Source organism: Prochlorococcus marinus str. NATL2A, assembly GCF_000012465.1.
Lineage (GTDB): Bacteria > Cyanobacteriota > Cyanobacteriia > PCC-6307 > Cyanobiaceae > Prochlorococcus_B > Prochlorococcus_B marinus_B.
The window spans coordinates 1,104,890-1,120,211 of the sequence record NC_007335.2 but is presented as its reverse complement, the minus strand read 5'-3'; the positions used below and the strand labels follow the sequence as shown (position 1 = coordinate 1,120,211).

Sequence of the window (15,322 nt, the reverse complement as noted above, 5' to 3'; positions counted from 1 at the left end):
GCATGTCTAATAAGGCAGGATGGTAGAAGCGTAGTTTTGAAATTGAAAAATTTATTGGCAAAGGAAAGAATTATCTCTCCTTCCCGCGATGTTATTGCTGGTCTTGTGGTTGCATTCGCAATGATCCCAGAGGCGATAGCTTTTTCTGGTATCGCAGGCGTTGATCCAAGAGTTGGGCTGTTTGGTGCTTTTTTGCTTTCTGTCACCCTTGCAATTTTTGGGGGCAGAATGGCCATGATTACCTCAGTAACTGGTTCAACTGCTCTTTTGATGACTGGGATTGTTCAACAGGGTGAAAATATTAGCCCTGGCCTTGGTCTTCAATATCTTTTGGCTGCTGGATTGCTTACGGGAGTTCTTCAGATTGCTTGGGGGTATTTAAGACTTGCTCATCAGATGAGATTTGTACCTCAACCTGTTATGGATGGCTTTGTAAATGGTTTAGCAATATTGATCTTCCTTGCTCAATTGCCTCATTTGGGGATTGACATAGCTCATTCTGAGAAAGTTGTTACTGCGGTCCAGCTACCTGCTGTTTGGGGATTGACCATACTTACGTTGTTAATTATCTATTTGCTACCAAAATTTACCAAGCTTTTGCCATCAGCATTGGTCGCGATTTTTATTTGTACAGCGATTTCAATTGTATTTAAATTAAATGTTCCATCTGTATCGAATTTAGGGATTCTCCCAAATGGATTACCTAGCTTTGGTATTCCAAAAGTTCCATTTAATTTCGAAACACTTGGTTTGATACTTCCAACAGCACTAGCAATTTCTTTGGTTGGTCTTATGGAGACATTTCTCACTCAAGATATTCTTGATGATATGACTGATAAAAGTACAAATAAAAATGTTGAGGCTCGAGGGCAAGGTATAGGAAATATTGTTAGTTCGCTTTTTGGAGGTATGGCTGGATGCGCTTTGGTTGGACAATCGGTTATGAATGTTGGTTATGGGGGAAGAACTCGTCTTTCAACATTAAGCTCTGGTGTTTGTTTAATAGCAATGATTCTTGCGGCTAAGGATTGGGTAAATCAAATACCAATGGCAACATTGGTTGGAGTTATGATAATGATTGCTATAAATACTGCTAGTTGGGTCTCAATTAAAGATATTCGCCGAATTCCTCGAAGCGATAGCTCAGTTATGATTTTGACTGTATTCGTAACTGTTATTACACATAATTTAGCTCTTGGTCTTCTTTCTGGTGTTGGACTTGCAGCAATATTATTTAGTAGAAAGGTCGCAAAAGTTATTAAGGTTGAGTCTTCTTTGAATGGGAAAGACCACAGGATTTATAAAGTTTCAGGCCAATTATTTTTTGTTAGTAGCATTTACTTTAGACAAGGGTTTGAACTGCATGAACATCCTAAAAAAATCACAATAGATATGGCCGAAGCTCATATTTGGGATCAAAGCGGCGTAACGGTTCTAGACCAAGTAATCAGAAGAATAAAACTAGGGGGGTCTGAGGTTGAAGTGATTAATTTAAATGATGAAAGCTTGAATTTATTTTCTCGAATAGGACAAGCATCAGAAGCTGGAGGAAGAGGTGGGGAGTTTAAATCGGCTCATTAACAGCGCTTTAAACTTTCCTGACCTTTTACTTAAAGTTTTTGTAGATTTTTTTTAAAGCTTGTATCAAAGGTTTATAAGGATTCATTTCCATTTGACTAAACTTTGTAAAATTTATTTCATAAGAATTTATAAGCCAAAGCTGCAACTAATCAAGCCTTATAGTGGATGATCATACAAGCTATAAGTTTTACTAATCTATAGCGCTCTTTTTGAATATCTCTGCAATATTCATTTTAATCTAGATTTTCAGTGATTTTTGTAATGAATTTTGAAGTATTTGTTTTTTTCAAATTTAAATAAAAATTCCACCAAGGTTAAAAACTCTGGTGGAAAAAGGTTTTGGTTAAATAATTTGATTCAATAAATAGATTTTTAAAATCTAGAAATATTTTCTATATTAGGAAGTTTAGCTAAAAGACTTTTGACTAATGGCTATCTTCCTAAGCTTCAGAATCAAATTTAGAAAGATTTGGCCCAGCAATTACACCAACTAGTGCAAAGAGAACAAGGGATCCAACGCCGACAATTGTTGCTGAGAGGCTTCCCCCTCCTAAAGCAAAGGTTAAGAATGGCAAATGAAGCATTTTTTTTTAGATGCAGGTATCTATATAAACCTAAAATTGCCCAAATTTAATGAAGTTGTAGCACCTTGATAAATTCGGACATTTTTAAAAGGCTTTTTAGAGAGTTAAGCGGTAGGGAAATCGTTTGGAAACATTGAATCTAAGTCGTCTTTAGTTGCCTTGGATTCCCACTTAAGCCAGTCCTTAACTCCGTTTGGCTTGACGATCTGAGCACTACGGGCAGCAAAAATAATTACATGAAATGGAATTACAATTGCAAAGAAGAAAAAATGAAGTAAGTACAAGTCCCAAGGAATACCCTGATAACCATAATCAGGGAAAAATATTGCAGTAAGAAAAGGAAGCACCATGTTGTTCAAATTTTTTACTCTATTAATCATTATCCATAAAGCACGAATTCTTTCTACAAGGTCTGATATTTTAACTTCTAGAAATGCTAAGGATTTTATGGAAAACTTTTTTTGGGGTAATGTGGCTCATTAAATTAGAAGAAATCTATAATCGCCAAATAAATTAAGTATCGATTTATAAAACATAATTCCTCAATAATTCTAATAAATGATAAAATTATTTAATTAATAAGGCTTTCTAGTAATTTAACTAGCCTAAAACTAAAATAGATACTTAATATTATCCACGGAGGTAGAATTATATTCCATACTTTTTGATACTTTAATAGTATAATCTTATCTAAAAAATAAGCTCCTGAGATGGGAATTGATATTAATAACGTCATTTTAAAAAAGATCTCAAGAAAACCTAGCGCTGCTATTGGATTTATTAGCCATGCAATTAATATTCCACTAAGTAAGTAGCCACCATATTGTCCTAGCTTCCTTATAATCATCAATGGTTCTCTTTTTTTTCTAATATTAACTCATTATATCAAAATAATACTTCTAATATTAAAAGATATTTATTTGATGACTTGGCTTTAATTTATAATTAACAAAAGTGACTTATAAAAAGATCTAATAATCTAAGAATAAGTTTATATATAGTATAAACTTAATAAATCCTATATTTTTTGTTAATTAGAGGAATCTTTGGAATTGGGATATAGCTTATTAATAGCATCAGCTTGTCTCTTTTTTGATTTCTTTATCTGTTTTAATTCATTAATCCTTCTAACTAAAATTCCTGGAATGAACCAAATAACTGTTATTAGGGCAAAAATAAAAATTGGATTATTTATCGTCATATCAAGTAAAATGTCCTTTATTAAAAGGAAATAAATATTATTAATGAATAATAATTGATAGTACATTTTTAATTAATTTAAGACTTTCTATTTTTTTATAGGTTATTTAATTGGTTGTACTCCTAATCTTGATTTGATTGCTCTTCTAGATAGAATTTTGATTCGTCAGCAATTATTTTTAGATAGTTATCATGTTTGTCTGATGTCGAATTTTCTTTCGATTTACTGTATTTTATTTTTATATCTTTGCTAAACCATTCAGCTTGATCCTTGAAAAGATTTCTTTTTGCCGAATAAAAAACTTTTTTGAAAACCAAAAAAATCGTTAAAATGATTAAAGAAAGAAGCAAAAATATTCTCATTCTTTTAGGTATTTCTCTTTAATCTTAACTTCTTTGATGGCTTTTCTAGATATATGAAAAAAAAATATATAAAGACGTACTAGATAATTAACTTATATTTCTGTTCATACCTTTTATTTCCGAATATGATCTTCAGCCTTTTCTTAATAGGTTAGATTATTTATAGGCTTTTGATTTCTCTTTTAATCAATTTTGACTTAAAAATTGCCATAACCTTAATTGTTTGCTAAATATAAATATATATATTTTAGAACATGTCCTCTTGGCTAAAACATAGCAGAGTTGTATATATATTCTCTAATCTGTTTGTTTTGCCTGCTATATTAATTCCCTCAATTGACTTGATTTCAAATATTTCTTTTTTTATTGCTTTCATTTTCTTTTTGAATAGTAATGTATTTCTATCATTAGTATTATGTGCCGCTCTTATTATTAAAAATAATTCAAATTATAGATTTAATCTTTTATTAATACATAAAGGAGAGGAAGTCTCAAAGACAGATTATGAATGTGTATATTTATATGCTTGGTGTACGTTGTTAAGATATTTTCTAATTGGATTCGCAGTAAATCGAGTAATTATATTTTTTGAATAGGTTTAGATTTTGCTTATTGGCTAAAAATGTTTAAAAAATTTCTTTTCTCTTGTTTTTTAGAAGGATTAATTATTCCAGTATCTGCATTTAATCTTTTTTTGATGTCTTCAATTGTTTTTTGATGTTGCGCCTCATCTTTGTCTGGATCTAAAGAGGCAAACCAATTTTGTAGATCCCAAGACTGATGTCCATCTTTATTTACTTCGATTTTCACAAATCCCTCTTGACCTGAAAAGAAATAAATCCCTTCTGGGAGCTTGTCGAAATCAAATTCTCCTTCCTTTTCCTTTTTGATGTAACCCATTCGTTTTTACTAAGCCTTTTCTCGTTTTAATATTCTATGACAGGTTTTTATCTAAATGGATGTCATTTCTTATTTTGCTACTTTATTTTTTCTATCTAAATCTTTAGGAATTATTATATTTAGTTGCTTTTATCCTTAGTAGTGTGAATGATTGAAAAAATACATAATCTCTATGTGCCCTTTTAGTAAGGAATTCTCTCTTCTTGCCAAAACATTTGAGTACTCAGATTATCTCGAAGATTCAGATTGGAAATTTCAAAAATATAACCTAGTAAATGCCTCTTGCTACTCTGATCTTTTAGAAGATACCGAGTGGGGTACTAGATCGGATGATTTAACTATTGCTTGATCGATCTTTTATAGAGCTGATTTATATTTTTTAATCCGCGAATGTTAGTTCAGAAATGAATTCTTCGCTTATCCATTCAAGTTGATGATCTTCATTTGGGTTCCTGCCTAAAATAATTATTGGTATACGAATTTCTTTGTTTTCAATAATATTTCTATATCCAGTTAGAAGTTCAGCGTATTTTTTGAATGTCCATCCATTGTTTCCTTTTGATTTCCATTCAGACGAGTTTCTAAGGGATCTGTGAAAATCTTCTATTCCAAATTCGTTCCAACATTCTTGAATTGCAAGCAAATGTTCGTGACCATCTTTGAGTAATTGTTGATATTGAATTAATTCAGGGGCCTCTTGAGAGTTGTCCGGCTTAAGTTCTTTGGCTAAATCATAAAGGGTGACTTTTTTGAGCCTAAACCAATCTCTATCAAAAAGAAAAACTGGAAAGTTTAATGACCATATGTTTCCTCTTAAACTATTGAAAGTTGTGATGAATTCATTCATATGCTTTTGGAGAAACTTATATCGTTTTTTCATAAATACCTCCCCTTATGTAATTACTTTTGGTTTTGAACTTTTAGAATTAACGTAAAGCTTTAGAATCCTTCAGTCAAACCTCATATGTATAAGTATAATATATTGATAATATATTGATAGAGTTGATGACTACCGGTAATAAGCGTCCAGCATGGCTTAACTGGGTTTACCTCGGAATGTTTTTATACTCTTCTTATTTTCTTTTTAATTATTGGTCTGCAATTTTAGAAAAATAATTTTAATACTGAATAAAAGGGCTTTATTAAAATATATTCTTATTAATTTCAAAATATACCCGCAAATACTTATTTGTTTTAACTTTATTTCTTTAAGTTAAAGGTTAGCCAATTTAATTTGTGGTGTTTTTTATCTATCCGGCAAATACAGGCAAACCAATTGTTGCTGTGCTGACTAATGCTCCTGCAAAAATAAGGAAAGGAAGCAAAGGGTAGTCTTTGATCATGAGATTAGAATCCATTACGACTTATAGGTAATTATACCACGCTAGGTATTTATACCCCAGCCAGGGCTGAAAATGGTCATAATTGCTTGTTCGTTCATTCGAGGTGTTGTTCGTCTTTTTACATCTTCAATTGCCTTTTTGTAGTAACGATATTTCTTTTGATGATCACTAAAAATTTTAATAACACGCCATTGGTCTACAGGGAATCTCTTTTTTACTTCTTCAGCAAGTTGTCTTTCCTCATCATTTAGATCTGTTCTCTTTAATTTGTATTCTAGGTTTATCCAATTGAAGAGTTTTTCCAATTCACATGTTATTTCTCCATCCTTTATCCATTGCTCGATGTACTTTTCATCGCCTTCTTCAATAGAAAAGCATTTTTCAGCCGCAGGCAGCTTTACCTCATGCAGTAACTCCGCAAAATTTGGTATCAGTTTCACTGACCGGCCTAAGTATATATATTCAAATTATGAAAGATTTTTATCCTTTCCGTGAATAAAAAAGGAGTGAACTATGACTAATATTTTAAATGTGTTTAAAAGAATCTATTAAATTTTTAAATAAGAAGTCTTTAAAAATTAGTCAGTTTAAAATCAATTAAAAAAACTGCTTTTAATTAGCTAACCCATTTATAGAAAAATTTAAGTAAAGGTTTTAATTGCTCTACCTCTAGTATTCGTAACATTTAAAAATATGTGTTTCACTAGCTTTTTTTTTTCTTATTGGTTTTGTTATAGATACCATAAAAATTTATGTTTGGATTTTGAGTTTCATTAATCCCAACTCATTGAAGTCCAGTTGATTTAACTTTGATTTTTGACAAAATCATTGAAATTTTTTCGTAGTAATTAATGAAAACTATTTTCGAATATTTTATTCCTTTTTTGTCTTTCGTAGTCTCTTTATTTGCAAGGCAAATCTAAAAAAAGTGTATTAAATTCCTCATGATTTAATACATTTAGATTTCGAATAAATGTCTATCATATTTTGACTTTTCAGCCAAATATTCTACCTCTAACTTGATCTAGAGATGGACCTCTCTTTTTTTCCTCTTTAGTCAAAGGAATCCAGTTCCAGTCACAACTAACAGTAAGAAGGTAACCAACAAGTAAGTGCCAAGTCAATATTAAAAAAGGGTGATCTAAATGAGGGGCCAATGGGTTCACTGTGAATGAATTCAATCCTAGCTATTAGGAGGAATTCCCACGAGTTCATATTGTTTTAGGCTGCTTTTTATTTGATATTGATTTTTTTCTGGTTGTTCTAGCTGCATGTTTTTACAATACCAAGAATATAAATAATGGTTTTTCGAAGGGGTTGATTTGGAAATATTTTTTTAATCCTCGTAATTAAGCACCTTTGAAGCCTTAAGATTAAATAGTTGCGGGGCGTGGCGCAGCTTGGTAGCGCGGGTGCTTTGGGAGCACTAGGTCGCAGGTTCGAATCCTGTCGCCCCGATCAGTAATAGCAAGGGTTCCCAGCCCTTGCTTTTTTAATGGGAAATTAGACTGAGCGATCAGTGAGCGATCCTATGGGTATCTTTGGGTGGCTTTGGCATAATTTTCTTCTGTCATAGAGACCTTTTAGCTTTTTAATAGTTGATCTAGTTCAATGAGGCATTAAATTAATCAGTACTGAAATAAGTCAGTTTCACTTGCTTTGATTGCAATCGGCTGTCAATCTTCTTTATTTAATAAGGGCTAATAGCAAGAAATCGTTCATCAGTAGCCCATAAAAGTATTAATTGCTTTTTTCTGCTTAGCCATCTCATTTGCTCATTTATTACCCTTGGGTTTAAAGGGATACCTTTGTTCGTTTATAGTCTTCTATACAAAATAGTAATATTGAAAGATTAATATGCTTTGTTTTTTCTTGATTTCTATTAGTTAACAATGACAAGCCATAGTGTAGAAAAAAATATCCTTGCTTTTAGTGGAAAATCACATAGTGAATTTAGAAATAATCAGGCTTTTGCCGCTTTAAAGAATGATGGTTCAGTCGTTACTTGGGGAAGTAGCGCACATGGTGGAGATAGTAGTTCTGTTAGTGATCAGATTAATAATGGAGTAATTCAGCTCTTTTCAAGTGACAAAGCATTTGCTGCTTTGAAAAATGATGGTTCAGTCGTTACGTGGGGCAAAGGTGGAGAGGGTTGGAGTGCTTATGAGCCAAAACTTAATAGTGGTGTTATAAAGATTTTTTCTTCTGGAAATGGTTTCACAGCATTAAAGGATGATGGCTCTGTCGTTATCAGTTGGGGAAACTATACAGACACTGTTGGATCTCAACTAGATAATAGTGTTCGAGATGTTTATTCAACTGTTTCATCATTTGCTGCAGTTAAGGATGATGGATCGGTCGTGGCTTGGACTCATCCAGGGGGGGAGGAGGGAAACGGTGGAGACATTAGTTCAGTAGCTAATTTTTTAAAAAGTAATGTTCAATCTATTTATTCGACCTATAAAGCATTCGCTGCGCTGAAAGATGACGGCTCAGTCGTTACCTGGGGCAGAGATACTCATGGTGGTGATAGTTCTTCTGTTAGCTCATTAATAAGTACAGGCGTTAGTAAAATTTTCACATCAGGGCAAGCATTTGCTGCATTAAAAAATGATGGTTCAGTAGTCGTTTGGGGATGTATTGATATAGAACCTCTTTCCGGTTCTGAGTTTGATACTCCTTATCCAATTGATGGAGTAACTTTTCATGAGGATTTAATCTTATTTGGCGATGTTAAACATCTACTACAAGAGGCAGTTAGTGATATTTTTACGTCTAGAGATGCTTTTGCGGCATTAAAAGATGATGGTTCAGTAATTACATGGGGTAGTAAAAATGCAGGAGGAGATAGTAGTTCAGTAGCTAATTTACTTGCTAGTGGGGTTAAGACGATTTATGCAACTGAATATGCTTTTGCTGCGTTAAAAAATGATGGATCAGTTGTTACTTGGGGCAAGAGTGATTCTGGGGGAGATAGCTCTTCAGTCTTTTCTTCCTTAACTAAGGATGTTGTTAGTATTGTTCCAAATAATTGTGCTTTTGCTGCGTTAAAAAATGATGGATCAGTAGTTACTTGGGGAGGTGGTCCGAATTTACCCTATATAGACTTTGGGGGTACAAGTCCAACACATCTACTTCAGAGCGATGTCATTGAGATCTATGCTTCAGGACTTTCTTTTGCAGCTTTAAAAAATGATGGGTCAGTAATTACATGGGGTTCAGGAACTACACATAGTGATGATATTGCAGCAAAATTGACTAGTGGTGTAGTTGGTTTCGCAAATCCTCTCACTGATGATTGGTATAATTCTCCTCCACTAACAAGGAAGCCTTATTCAATATCGACGTCTACATTAGAATCTGATGAAGGTAGTTCATTCACAACAAATATCAGTACTTTTAATGTACCTGATGGAACTATTCTTTATTGGTCTATTTTAGGGGAAAATATTCAAGATTCTGATCTCTCTTTAGGTGAGTTGCTTGGATCAGATAGTGTTGTTAATAATCAAATAATTTTATCTCATAAATTTGCTAATGACTTGGCGACGGAAGGAACGGAAACATTCAATATTTTTCTTTTTAATGATCCAAGTCGAGAAAATCAGATTGCTAAATCTGATTTAATTACTATTTTAGACACCTCTACATCATTACCTCCAACCTATAAAATTTCGGCTTCTTCTTTGAATCTTGATGAAGGTGAAACTCTTACGACAACCGTTGAAACTACAAACTTAGCTGAGGGTACAATCCTATATTGGAATCTTTCAGGAGTTGGCATTCACTCTACTGATTTCACTCCTGGTTTATTAGATGGATACGGGAAAGTTGGTGCTGATGGAACGTTTACTTTCTCCCATGTTATTGCCAATGATTTAACTACTGAAGGGAATGAATTGCTTCGTATAAAGCTTTTCAAGGATGCTAAAAATACTGAGCAGGTTGGTGAAACAGTATGGCCTTATTTGATTGATACTTCTATAGGACAACCACTACAATATGATTATGAAATCATTACTAATAAACCTTCTTATGTTGAGTCCGAGTTAATTAATATTAAAGTAAAAACATATCCTGTTAAAATGTCTTCTTACCTTTACTGGGAGATAACAGGTTCTGAAATAGATAGTAGCGACATTTCATATTCTTATAGAAGGAGCTCAATTATTACTGATGAAAATGGTGAGGCTTCTATAAATATATATACTAAACAGGATGATAATTATAATGAGGGTAATGAATTAGCATATTTCAAACTATATCCAAATTCAAAACGTCTTGAAGCTGAACTGCTTGCCCAAACTTCTTTCCAATTAGAAGATTGGGATATAGATCTTAATATTAATATATCAGATTCTATTAATTATGGAGAATACTTTAAAGTTATTATAGAGCCGAATGGGTTGCCAAAAACTGATTGGAGTACTAGTAAATTATATTGGGATATTAAGGGAGAGAAATTTGATTCAAAAGATTTTAGAAGATCTTCGGGTACCTTGAGATTCTACTCTGGTGACAAATACGAAACTGAAATTTATATTAATTCCTCTAACGATGAAGTCGTAAAAGATCTAAGTTTTAACGTATATAATGATTCTGAAAAATTAAATAGAGTTCATTCAAAGAATTTTACTATTTTAAGCTCAAATGTAAGCTTTGATGATTCAAATAGTTTAACTTTTTCAAATAATTTCGATGAATATAAATTTTATAATCGAGGTAATGGAAGGTATGAAATTAAAGTAGATTCTAGGTATGATGAGATTACAGGTATTGATAAGCTCAAATTTGTAGATAAAACAACTAGTGTCCTAGACGATATTATAGGGGTTTTTGATCAGATTACAGGATTAAATACTGATTCAGGGAAGATGTTTCGTCTGTACAACGCAGCCTTTGCGCGGTTCCCAGATTCAGATGGCCTTAAGTATTGGATTGGGAAATATAGTTCTGGTGAAGATGATGAGAGAGCGGTTGCTATGTCTTTTCTAAAGTCTCCTGAGTTTGCTACTAAGTATGGAACGAATGTTAGTACAGAAGTGTATGTTAATAATCTATATCAAAATGTTTTAGGAAGAGTGGCAGATTTATCTGGTTTATTGTATTGGTCTAATCAATTAAATAATGGAGCAGAAACTAGACATGAAGTGCTTTTAGGCTTTTCTGAATCAATAGAGAACAAATTATTATTTACTGAAATGACAGGATTTGGCTGATATGAGATTTGATAATCTATTTTTGTCGAAGCAAGGGCCTAAGGCGAGCGATCCTTGAGCGATCAATTGGTACTCTACGGTCACCTTTGGCCAGTAATAAGTCAACCCTGAGACTCGTTATAGTTACTACTATCTTGACTATTAAGTCATAGCCTGACTATCATTATTACAAGCTTGTCTCATTATGGAAAGTTGGTGCTTTGGGAGCACTAGGTCCCAGGTTCGAATCCTGTCGCCCCGATCAGTCATAGACAGGTTTCCCAGCCTGTCTTTTTTAATGCCTATTTTTCTTTGCGTCCATACTGCGTCCAAGAGCTACCTGAAATAAAGGGATCTAATGGGATTTAACGGACTTAGGTGTAACGGTGCTATTACGTTCTAATAATGTTTGGCACTCGAGGGTTAAATTATTTCTGAGGTTCGAATAGTGATCAGCTATTTGAAGTAATGGGGAAAAGTGGTGCGAATCCGCTGCTGTCCCGCAACTGTGATGTATCGATCTTCTTCGATACCAGTCAGAATGCCCGCCTTATTTACTATTCGACGAGGATCGACCTATGAGGTTTCACTTTTTGGTGCACAAGTATTCTCTTGCAGTTTTAACTCCATTATTTTTATTACTTACCTTTTTATCTAACACGGCTTTAGCTCATCATCCTTTTGGAATGGGAGAGAGTACTGATCTTTCAGCATGGCAAGCTCTCCTTAGTGGTATCGGTCATCCATTACTTGGACCTGATCATTTACTTTTTATGTTAGGAATCGCACTGGTGGGATTAAAGAGATCCATAAAATGGATTCTCCCACTTTTAGCTGTTGGATTAGGAGGAAGTGCACTAGTACAACTACAGCCCTTGCCTGATTTAGTAGCTCCTTGGGCAGAAGCACTTGTTTCTCTAACTTTGGCTGTAGAGGGCTTAATTGTTCTGAATCTTGTGAGCACTAAATGGCTTTTGCCAATGTTTTCATTGCATGGCTACTTACTTGGAAGCACCATCGTTGGTGCAGAACCTACACCGCTGATTGGTTACTTTTTAGGCCTTCTTCTTGCGCAACTATTCTTACTTTTACTGGTCACACAATCCATTCAATCAGTTATTGATAAATTTGGATTGAATGGTCGCAATTTATTTGCAGGGATTTGGATAGGAATAGGACTTGCTTTCTCTTGGGTTGCTGTAATCCCTTAAGTCTTGGGGATGACTGTTAATTGTAAAATAAAAGCTCGGTTGACAGTCGATTATTGAGGGGGCAATTAAGCCCTCTTTTTTATGCCATAGACCACCGCCTAGCAGTAATTGGACTTACCCCATAAATATCAGCAATCTTTTTCCAATTCCAGCCATAACTATTAAATAGCTATTACATGAATCCATTTACGTATATTTTCTTGTTTAATCGCTTGTTATGAATGAGATTTCCTAAGCACACGAACTTCTTCGTTACTTCTCTGAGCTTCTATAAGTGCTTCTTGCTTCGCTTGAGATGGATATTCGGTCAACTTGGTCATTAGTTCCAAAGTAGTATGGGTGACAATTTCTGAATAGATAAACGGCCTATCTAGCGTTGAGGTCACTTAATTCGTCATGAGTATACGCTGAGGGTAGTGTTATTAGAAATCTTTGGCACATGATCTTTACAAAAGAATCTAGGAATCCTCGATCAGTTTCCTTCTCACATAAAAAGGACTGAACTAAGTCAGCCCTCTGGTTCCGATAGGAATCGGCGGTCAAACGGTGGAGGACTAATCTGATTTGGGCCGTTTTCTAATACCAAACATCTCAGCCATTTTCTCAGTCAAAGTAAAATATCCAATTTCTCCAAGAAACAAGCTAAAAGCAATCAGATTTGGAACAATGCCACCAATTATTTCTGATTTAGCAAAAAGAATCTTTTTTATTGATGAGGGGGGACTTTTTCTCCTCGTCTGACTTTTGCTTTTCTAGTTTGATCGAAATAAATAATCACCCCGCAAAAAACTGCTAAGCCAATCAAGTTAGGAATGATCCCGCCAATAATTTTAAACTCATCAAAAAATTCCATATATCTGTATCGACTCCAAATTGACTTATTTAGATTAGGGACTATAAGAAGCAATTGCCTAGTCTTGCTTCTCTTTCTCTTGGTTAAATTTAAACCAACCGTTTTCTTTCATTCCCCTTCTAATAGCAGTAACAAGTGCTCCAAGGAAAAAAGATCCTAATCCAGCAAATATTGCCAAAGTCAGTAAAGGCCTGACTCCGGATACGGCAGTACTTTGAAGAGCAGGATCAAACGGATCCATTAAAATTTTGTTTTTTTAGTTGTCATAAACTTTGCATGTTGAAGAAGTTGGGTGGACCTCACATTCTTCTTTCCAAAACTCATCTCTGGTTTCTGCAGGAATTTCGTAATTAAAATCATGCATTACTCGAATATCACTCAAAGCATTTTTGATTACAGAAAATGGAGTTCTTAGCTTCATAAACCTCCTGTTCGGGTGAATATGTTCTACTTGATTCCTTGTGATTTAAACACCTCGGCTTTTACTCAAGTACAACTTCCTATTATTTCGATAGGGAACAAAGAAGGGGCCGACCTAAGTCAGCCCCACTTGTTCCGATGGCAATCGGCTGTCAACCTTTTTTATTTTGACAGGTTTAGGAGAAAACTCTTGGATATGGAGTTTGTCCGTTCATTAATGATGTATCTATTGGCTTGCAGATATTCATTAATGCACTCAGTCCAAAACCAGGCCCTGTAGGACCATCAATGAATTCCTGGAATTCTTCTATGGAAATCCCTTCTTTTGTTTCCCAAATACAGTAGACAGGACCATTTGCAGTAACAGCATTAGCTGAATGGTTGAAAAACCCTTTTTCTTTGTTGGCTGCTACAGCCTCATCCCATCCTCCACCAGGAGCCATTGCTGCATAAGCAGTTTCCCACCACTTAGAGGAAGTACCAGCTCTGAATTCGTGATGAACGATATAAAAGTTAGAGGCCATTGAGAATTTATTTTGCAGAATATTTTTAACTTGAAAAACGATTTTTTAGTTAATTCATCCTGCTTTCATGACTTAGACTTTGATAAAGGTAAAAATTAATACAAGCATTAACTATCGCGTAGGGATAGCTATAAACAAGGAGTAAATGATTGAAATGCATGTCTAAGAGAAGATGGATGAGCGGTTTTAAATTAAATATTCATGCACCAGGGACTGGATTTGCACTGATGCTTTTAGCTCTAACTCAAGTTCCAGTAGCCATTAAAACCACAGCGGAAATTTATTGCATGGAAAAGCTAGGTCAGAAATATAATTCAGCAGTCGTAGCAATTATTCAATGTAATGGCGGTAAATGAATCTTTGTAGTCGTTAACAATCTTGTGAAAGGGGATAAAAGCCAGCGGTTAGGTCGAGGAGTAAGAAGCGGTTCATATCTATATCTAATTTTTAACAATTAACAAATAATCTATAAAGGTCCGTCAAGCTTATAAACAATATCTTTGCAGTTGTTAGCTTTATCCCATTCTCTAGCGAAAGGATTATCGAGGATTTTTGCAAAAGCTTCTAAACTTGTGACGTTATAGAAAGAATGTGATTTATGGTCATTGATTTTGTTTAAGTCATAGTCAATAACAACTCCATCTCCATATTCTTTTACAAACTTTTCTATGGTTTCTTCGTAGTACTCAAACGAGCAGTCAAAAGTACATACAATAAATAGTCTTTCCATTTAATTAGACCCTGCTATAGCCAAGCTTGCTTTCAAAGATTTTTAATGGCAATCCAGTTTCCTCCATAGCTGTTTTACATTTATCTCCAACAGTTCCATAAACTTCCACAGTGAAATTATCGCCAAGTTCTGCATGACCTTGTAAATATTCTTCTACAGGTGGATTTGCTAAATGAGCAAGGAAAGCCTCGTCATTTTTATAAACTTCGGACCAAACAAAACAAAGAGGATCTTCAGAATCTTGATCAAAAGTATGGTGAATCATTCCTGGTTCTGAATCTTCAACAGCCTTATCAGTTTTAGCTGCAAGTAATAAATATTCTTGAACTTTGTCTGGCTTAACTTGAAGACGAGCAAGAAGAATAAAGGGCGTCTCGGCTCCGAATGACATTAATTTATTTCAGTTAATCTCACC

19 protein-coding genes, 1 tRNA gene, 1 pseudogene and 1 riboswitch are annotated in these 15,322 nt (G+C 34.1%); of the genes and pseudogenes, 6 read left to right on the top strand and 15 right to left on the bottom strand.

Annotation, left to right across the window (positions count from 1 at the left end):
* The first annotated feature begins 36 nt into the window (after positions 1-36).
* Positions 37-1,581 (top strand): SulP family inorganic anion transporter, encoded by a 1,545-nt coding sequence (locus PMN2A_RS06310; RefSeq protein ID WP_049752693.1) that lies wholly within the window; start codon positions 37-39, stop codon positions 1,579-1,581.
* A gap of 440 nt (positions 1,582-2,021) precedes the next feature.
* Here the strand turns inward: PMN2A_RS06310 and PMN2A_RS10795 are convergent, their stop codons facing one another.
* From PMN2A_RS10795 to PMN2A_RS06280, 5 genes are all read right to left on the bottom strand, one after another.
* A complete protein-coding gene (locus PMN2A_RS10795) occupies positions 2,022-2,165 on the bottom strand; it encodes a hypothetical protein (RefSeq protein ID WP_011294719.1) in 144 nt (47 codons plus the stop codon).
* 104 nt (positions 2,166-2,269) lie between these two features.
* Positions 2,270-2,545 carry a hypothetical protein gene (locus PMN2A_RS06305; RefSeq protein WP_011294718.1) on the bottom strand — a complete coding sequence of 92 codons (276 nt, stop codon included), beginning with the start codon at positions 2,543-2,545 and terminating at the stop codon, positions 2,270-2,272.
* Between the two features lie 650 nt (positions 2,546-3,195).
* Entirely contained in the window at positions 3,196-3,366 is a 171-nt protein-coding gene (locus PMN2A_RS10790; protein ID WP_187146439.1) for a hypothetical protein, read from the bottom strand.
* Between the two features lie 609 nt (positions 3,367-3,975).
* Positions 3,976-4,104 (bottom strand): hypothetical protein, encoded by a 129-nt coding sequence (locus tag PMN2A_RS11045; RefSeq protein WP_263892416.1) that lies wholly within the window; start codon positions 4,102-4,104, stop codon positions 3,976-3,978.
* 233 nt (positions 4,105-4,337) lie between these two features.
* On the bottom strand, positions 4,338-4,628 hold the full coding sequence (locus PMN2A_RS06280) for a hypothetical protein (RefSeq protein ID WP_011294714.1): 291 nt from the start codon (positions 4,626-4,628) through the stop codon (positions 4,338-4,340).
* A gap of 172 nt (positions 4,629-4,800) precedes the next feature.
* On the opposite strand from PMN2A_RS06280, the gene PMN2A_RS06275 reads away from it, so the two are divergent.
* Complete coding sequence (locus PMN2A_RS06275) at positions 4,801-4,977, top strand: hypothetical protein (protein WP_197049666.1); 177 nt, start codon at positions 4,801-4,803, stop codon at positions 4,975-4,977.
* Between the two features lie 30 nt (positions 4,978-5,007).
* Here the strand turns inward: PMN2A_RS06275 and PMN2A_RS06270 are convergent, their stop codons facing one another.
* From PMN2A_RS06270 to PMN2A_RS06260, 3 genes are all read right to left on the bottom strand, one after another.
* Positions 5,008-5,475, bottom strand: coding sequence for a hypothetical protein (locus PMN2A_RS06270; RefSeq protein ID WP_225866297.1), 468 nt, complete (start codon positions 5,473-5,475; stop codon positions 5,008-5,010).
* A gap of 537 nt (positions 5,476-6,012) precedes the next feature.
* Positions 6,013-6,411 carry a hypothetical protein gene (locus tag PMN2A_RS06265; protein ID WP_011294712.1) on the bottom strand — a complete coding sequence of 133 codons (399 nt, stop codon included), beginning with the start codon at positions 6,409-6,411 and terminating at the stop codon, positions 6,013-6,015.
* A gap of 555 nt (positions 6,412-6,966) precedes the next feature.
* Positions 6,967-7,137, bottom strand: coding sequence for a hypothetical protein (locus PMN2A_RS06260; RefSeq protein WP_225866296.1), 171 nt, complete (start codon positions 7,135-7,137; stop codon positions 6,967-6,969).
* 218 nt (positions 7,138-7,355) lie between these two features.
* Here PMN2A_RS06260 and PMN2A_RS06255 point away from each other — a divergent pair.
* From PMN2A_RS06255 to PMN2A_RS06245, 3 genes are all read left to right on the top strand, one after another.
* Positions 7,356-7,429, top strand: a tRNA-Pro gene (locus tag PMN2A_RS06255).
* 434 nt (positions 7,430-7,863) lie between these two features.
* Positions 7,864-11,190 (top strand): DUF4214 domain-containing protein, encoded by a 3,327-nt coding sequence (locus PMN2A_RS10935; protein ID WP_011294711.1) that lies wholly within the window; start codon positions 7,864-7,866, stop codon positions 11,188-11,190.
* Positions 11,191-11,589: 399 nt separating this feature from the next.
* Positions 11,590-11,736, top strand: a riboswitch (cobalamin riboswitch).
* Positions 11,737-11,747: 11 nt separating this feature from the next.
* Positions 11,748-12,380, top strand: coding sequence for a HupE/UreJ family protein (locus tag PMN2A_RS06245; RefSeq protein ID WP_011294710.1), 633 nt, complete (start codon positions 11,748-11,750; stop codon positions 12,378-12,380).
* Positions 12,381-12,459: 79 nt separating this feature from the next.
* Here PMN2A_RS06245 and PMN2A_RS11100 read toward each other — a convergent pair.
* From PMN2A_RS11100 to PMN2A_RS06230, 5 genes and pseudogenes are all read right to left on the bottom strand, one after another.
* A pseudogene (locus PMN2A_RS11100) lies at positions 12,460-12,531 on the bottom strand (hypothetical protein); the annotation flags it as partial.
* Positions 12,532-13,086: 555 nt separating this feature from the next.
* Positions 13,087-13,287 carry a hypothetical protein gene (locus PMN2A_RS10310; RefSeq protein WP_011295006.1) on the bottom strand — a complete coding sequence of 67 codons (201 nt, stop codon included), beginning with the start codon at positions 13,285-13,287 and terminating at the stop codon, positions 13,087-13,089.
* A gap of 4 nt (positions 13,288-13,291) precedes the next feature.
* Entirely contained in the window at positions 13,292-13,474 is a 183-nt protein-coding gene (locus tag PMN2A_RS06235) for a hypothetical protein (RefSeq protein ID WP_011294709.1), read from the bottom strand.
* 15 nt (positions 13,475-13,489) lie between these two features.
* Positions 13,490-13,654 (bottom strand): hypothetical protein, encoded by a 165-nt coding sequence (locus PMN2A_RS10785; RefSeq protein WP_011294708.1) that lies wholly within the window; start codon positions 13,652-13,654, stop codon positions 13,490-13,492.
* Positions 13,655-13,829: 175 nt separating this feature from the next.
* A complete protein-coding gene (locus tag PMN2A_RS06230) occupies positions 13,830-14,177 on the bottom strand; it encodes a hypothetical protein (protein ID WP_011294707.1) in 348 nt (115 codons plus the stop codon).
* A gap of 158 nt (positions 14,178-14,335) precedes the next feature.
* Here PMN2A_RS06230 and PMN2A_RS06225 point away from each other — a divergent pair, with 158 nt between their 5' ends.
* Positions 14,336-14,533, top strand: a complete 198-nt coding sequence (locus tag PMN2A_RS06225; protein ID WP_225866294.1) for a hypothetical protein — start codon at positions 14,336-14,338, stop codon at positions 14,531-14,533.
* Between the two features lie 110 nt (positions 14,534-14,643).
* Here PMN2A_RS06225 and PMN2A_RS06220 read toward each other — a convergent pair whose 3' ends face one another.
* Together PMN2A_RS06220 and PMN2A_RS06215 are read right to left on the bottom strand one after the other, a co-directional pair.
* Entirely contained in the window at positions 14,644-14,907 is a 264-nt protein-coding gene (locus PMN2A_RS06220) for a hypothetical protein (protein ID WP_011294706.1), read from the bottom strand.
* A gap of 4 nt (positions 14,908-14,911) precedes the next feature.
* Positions 14,912-15,298, bottom strand: a complete 387-nt coding sequence (locus PMN2A_RS06215; RefSeq protein WP_011294705.1) for a putative quinol monooxygenase — start codon at positions 15,296-15,298, stop codon at positions 14,912-14,914.
* Between the last annotated feature and the right edge of the window lie 24 nt (positions 15,299-15,322).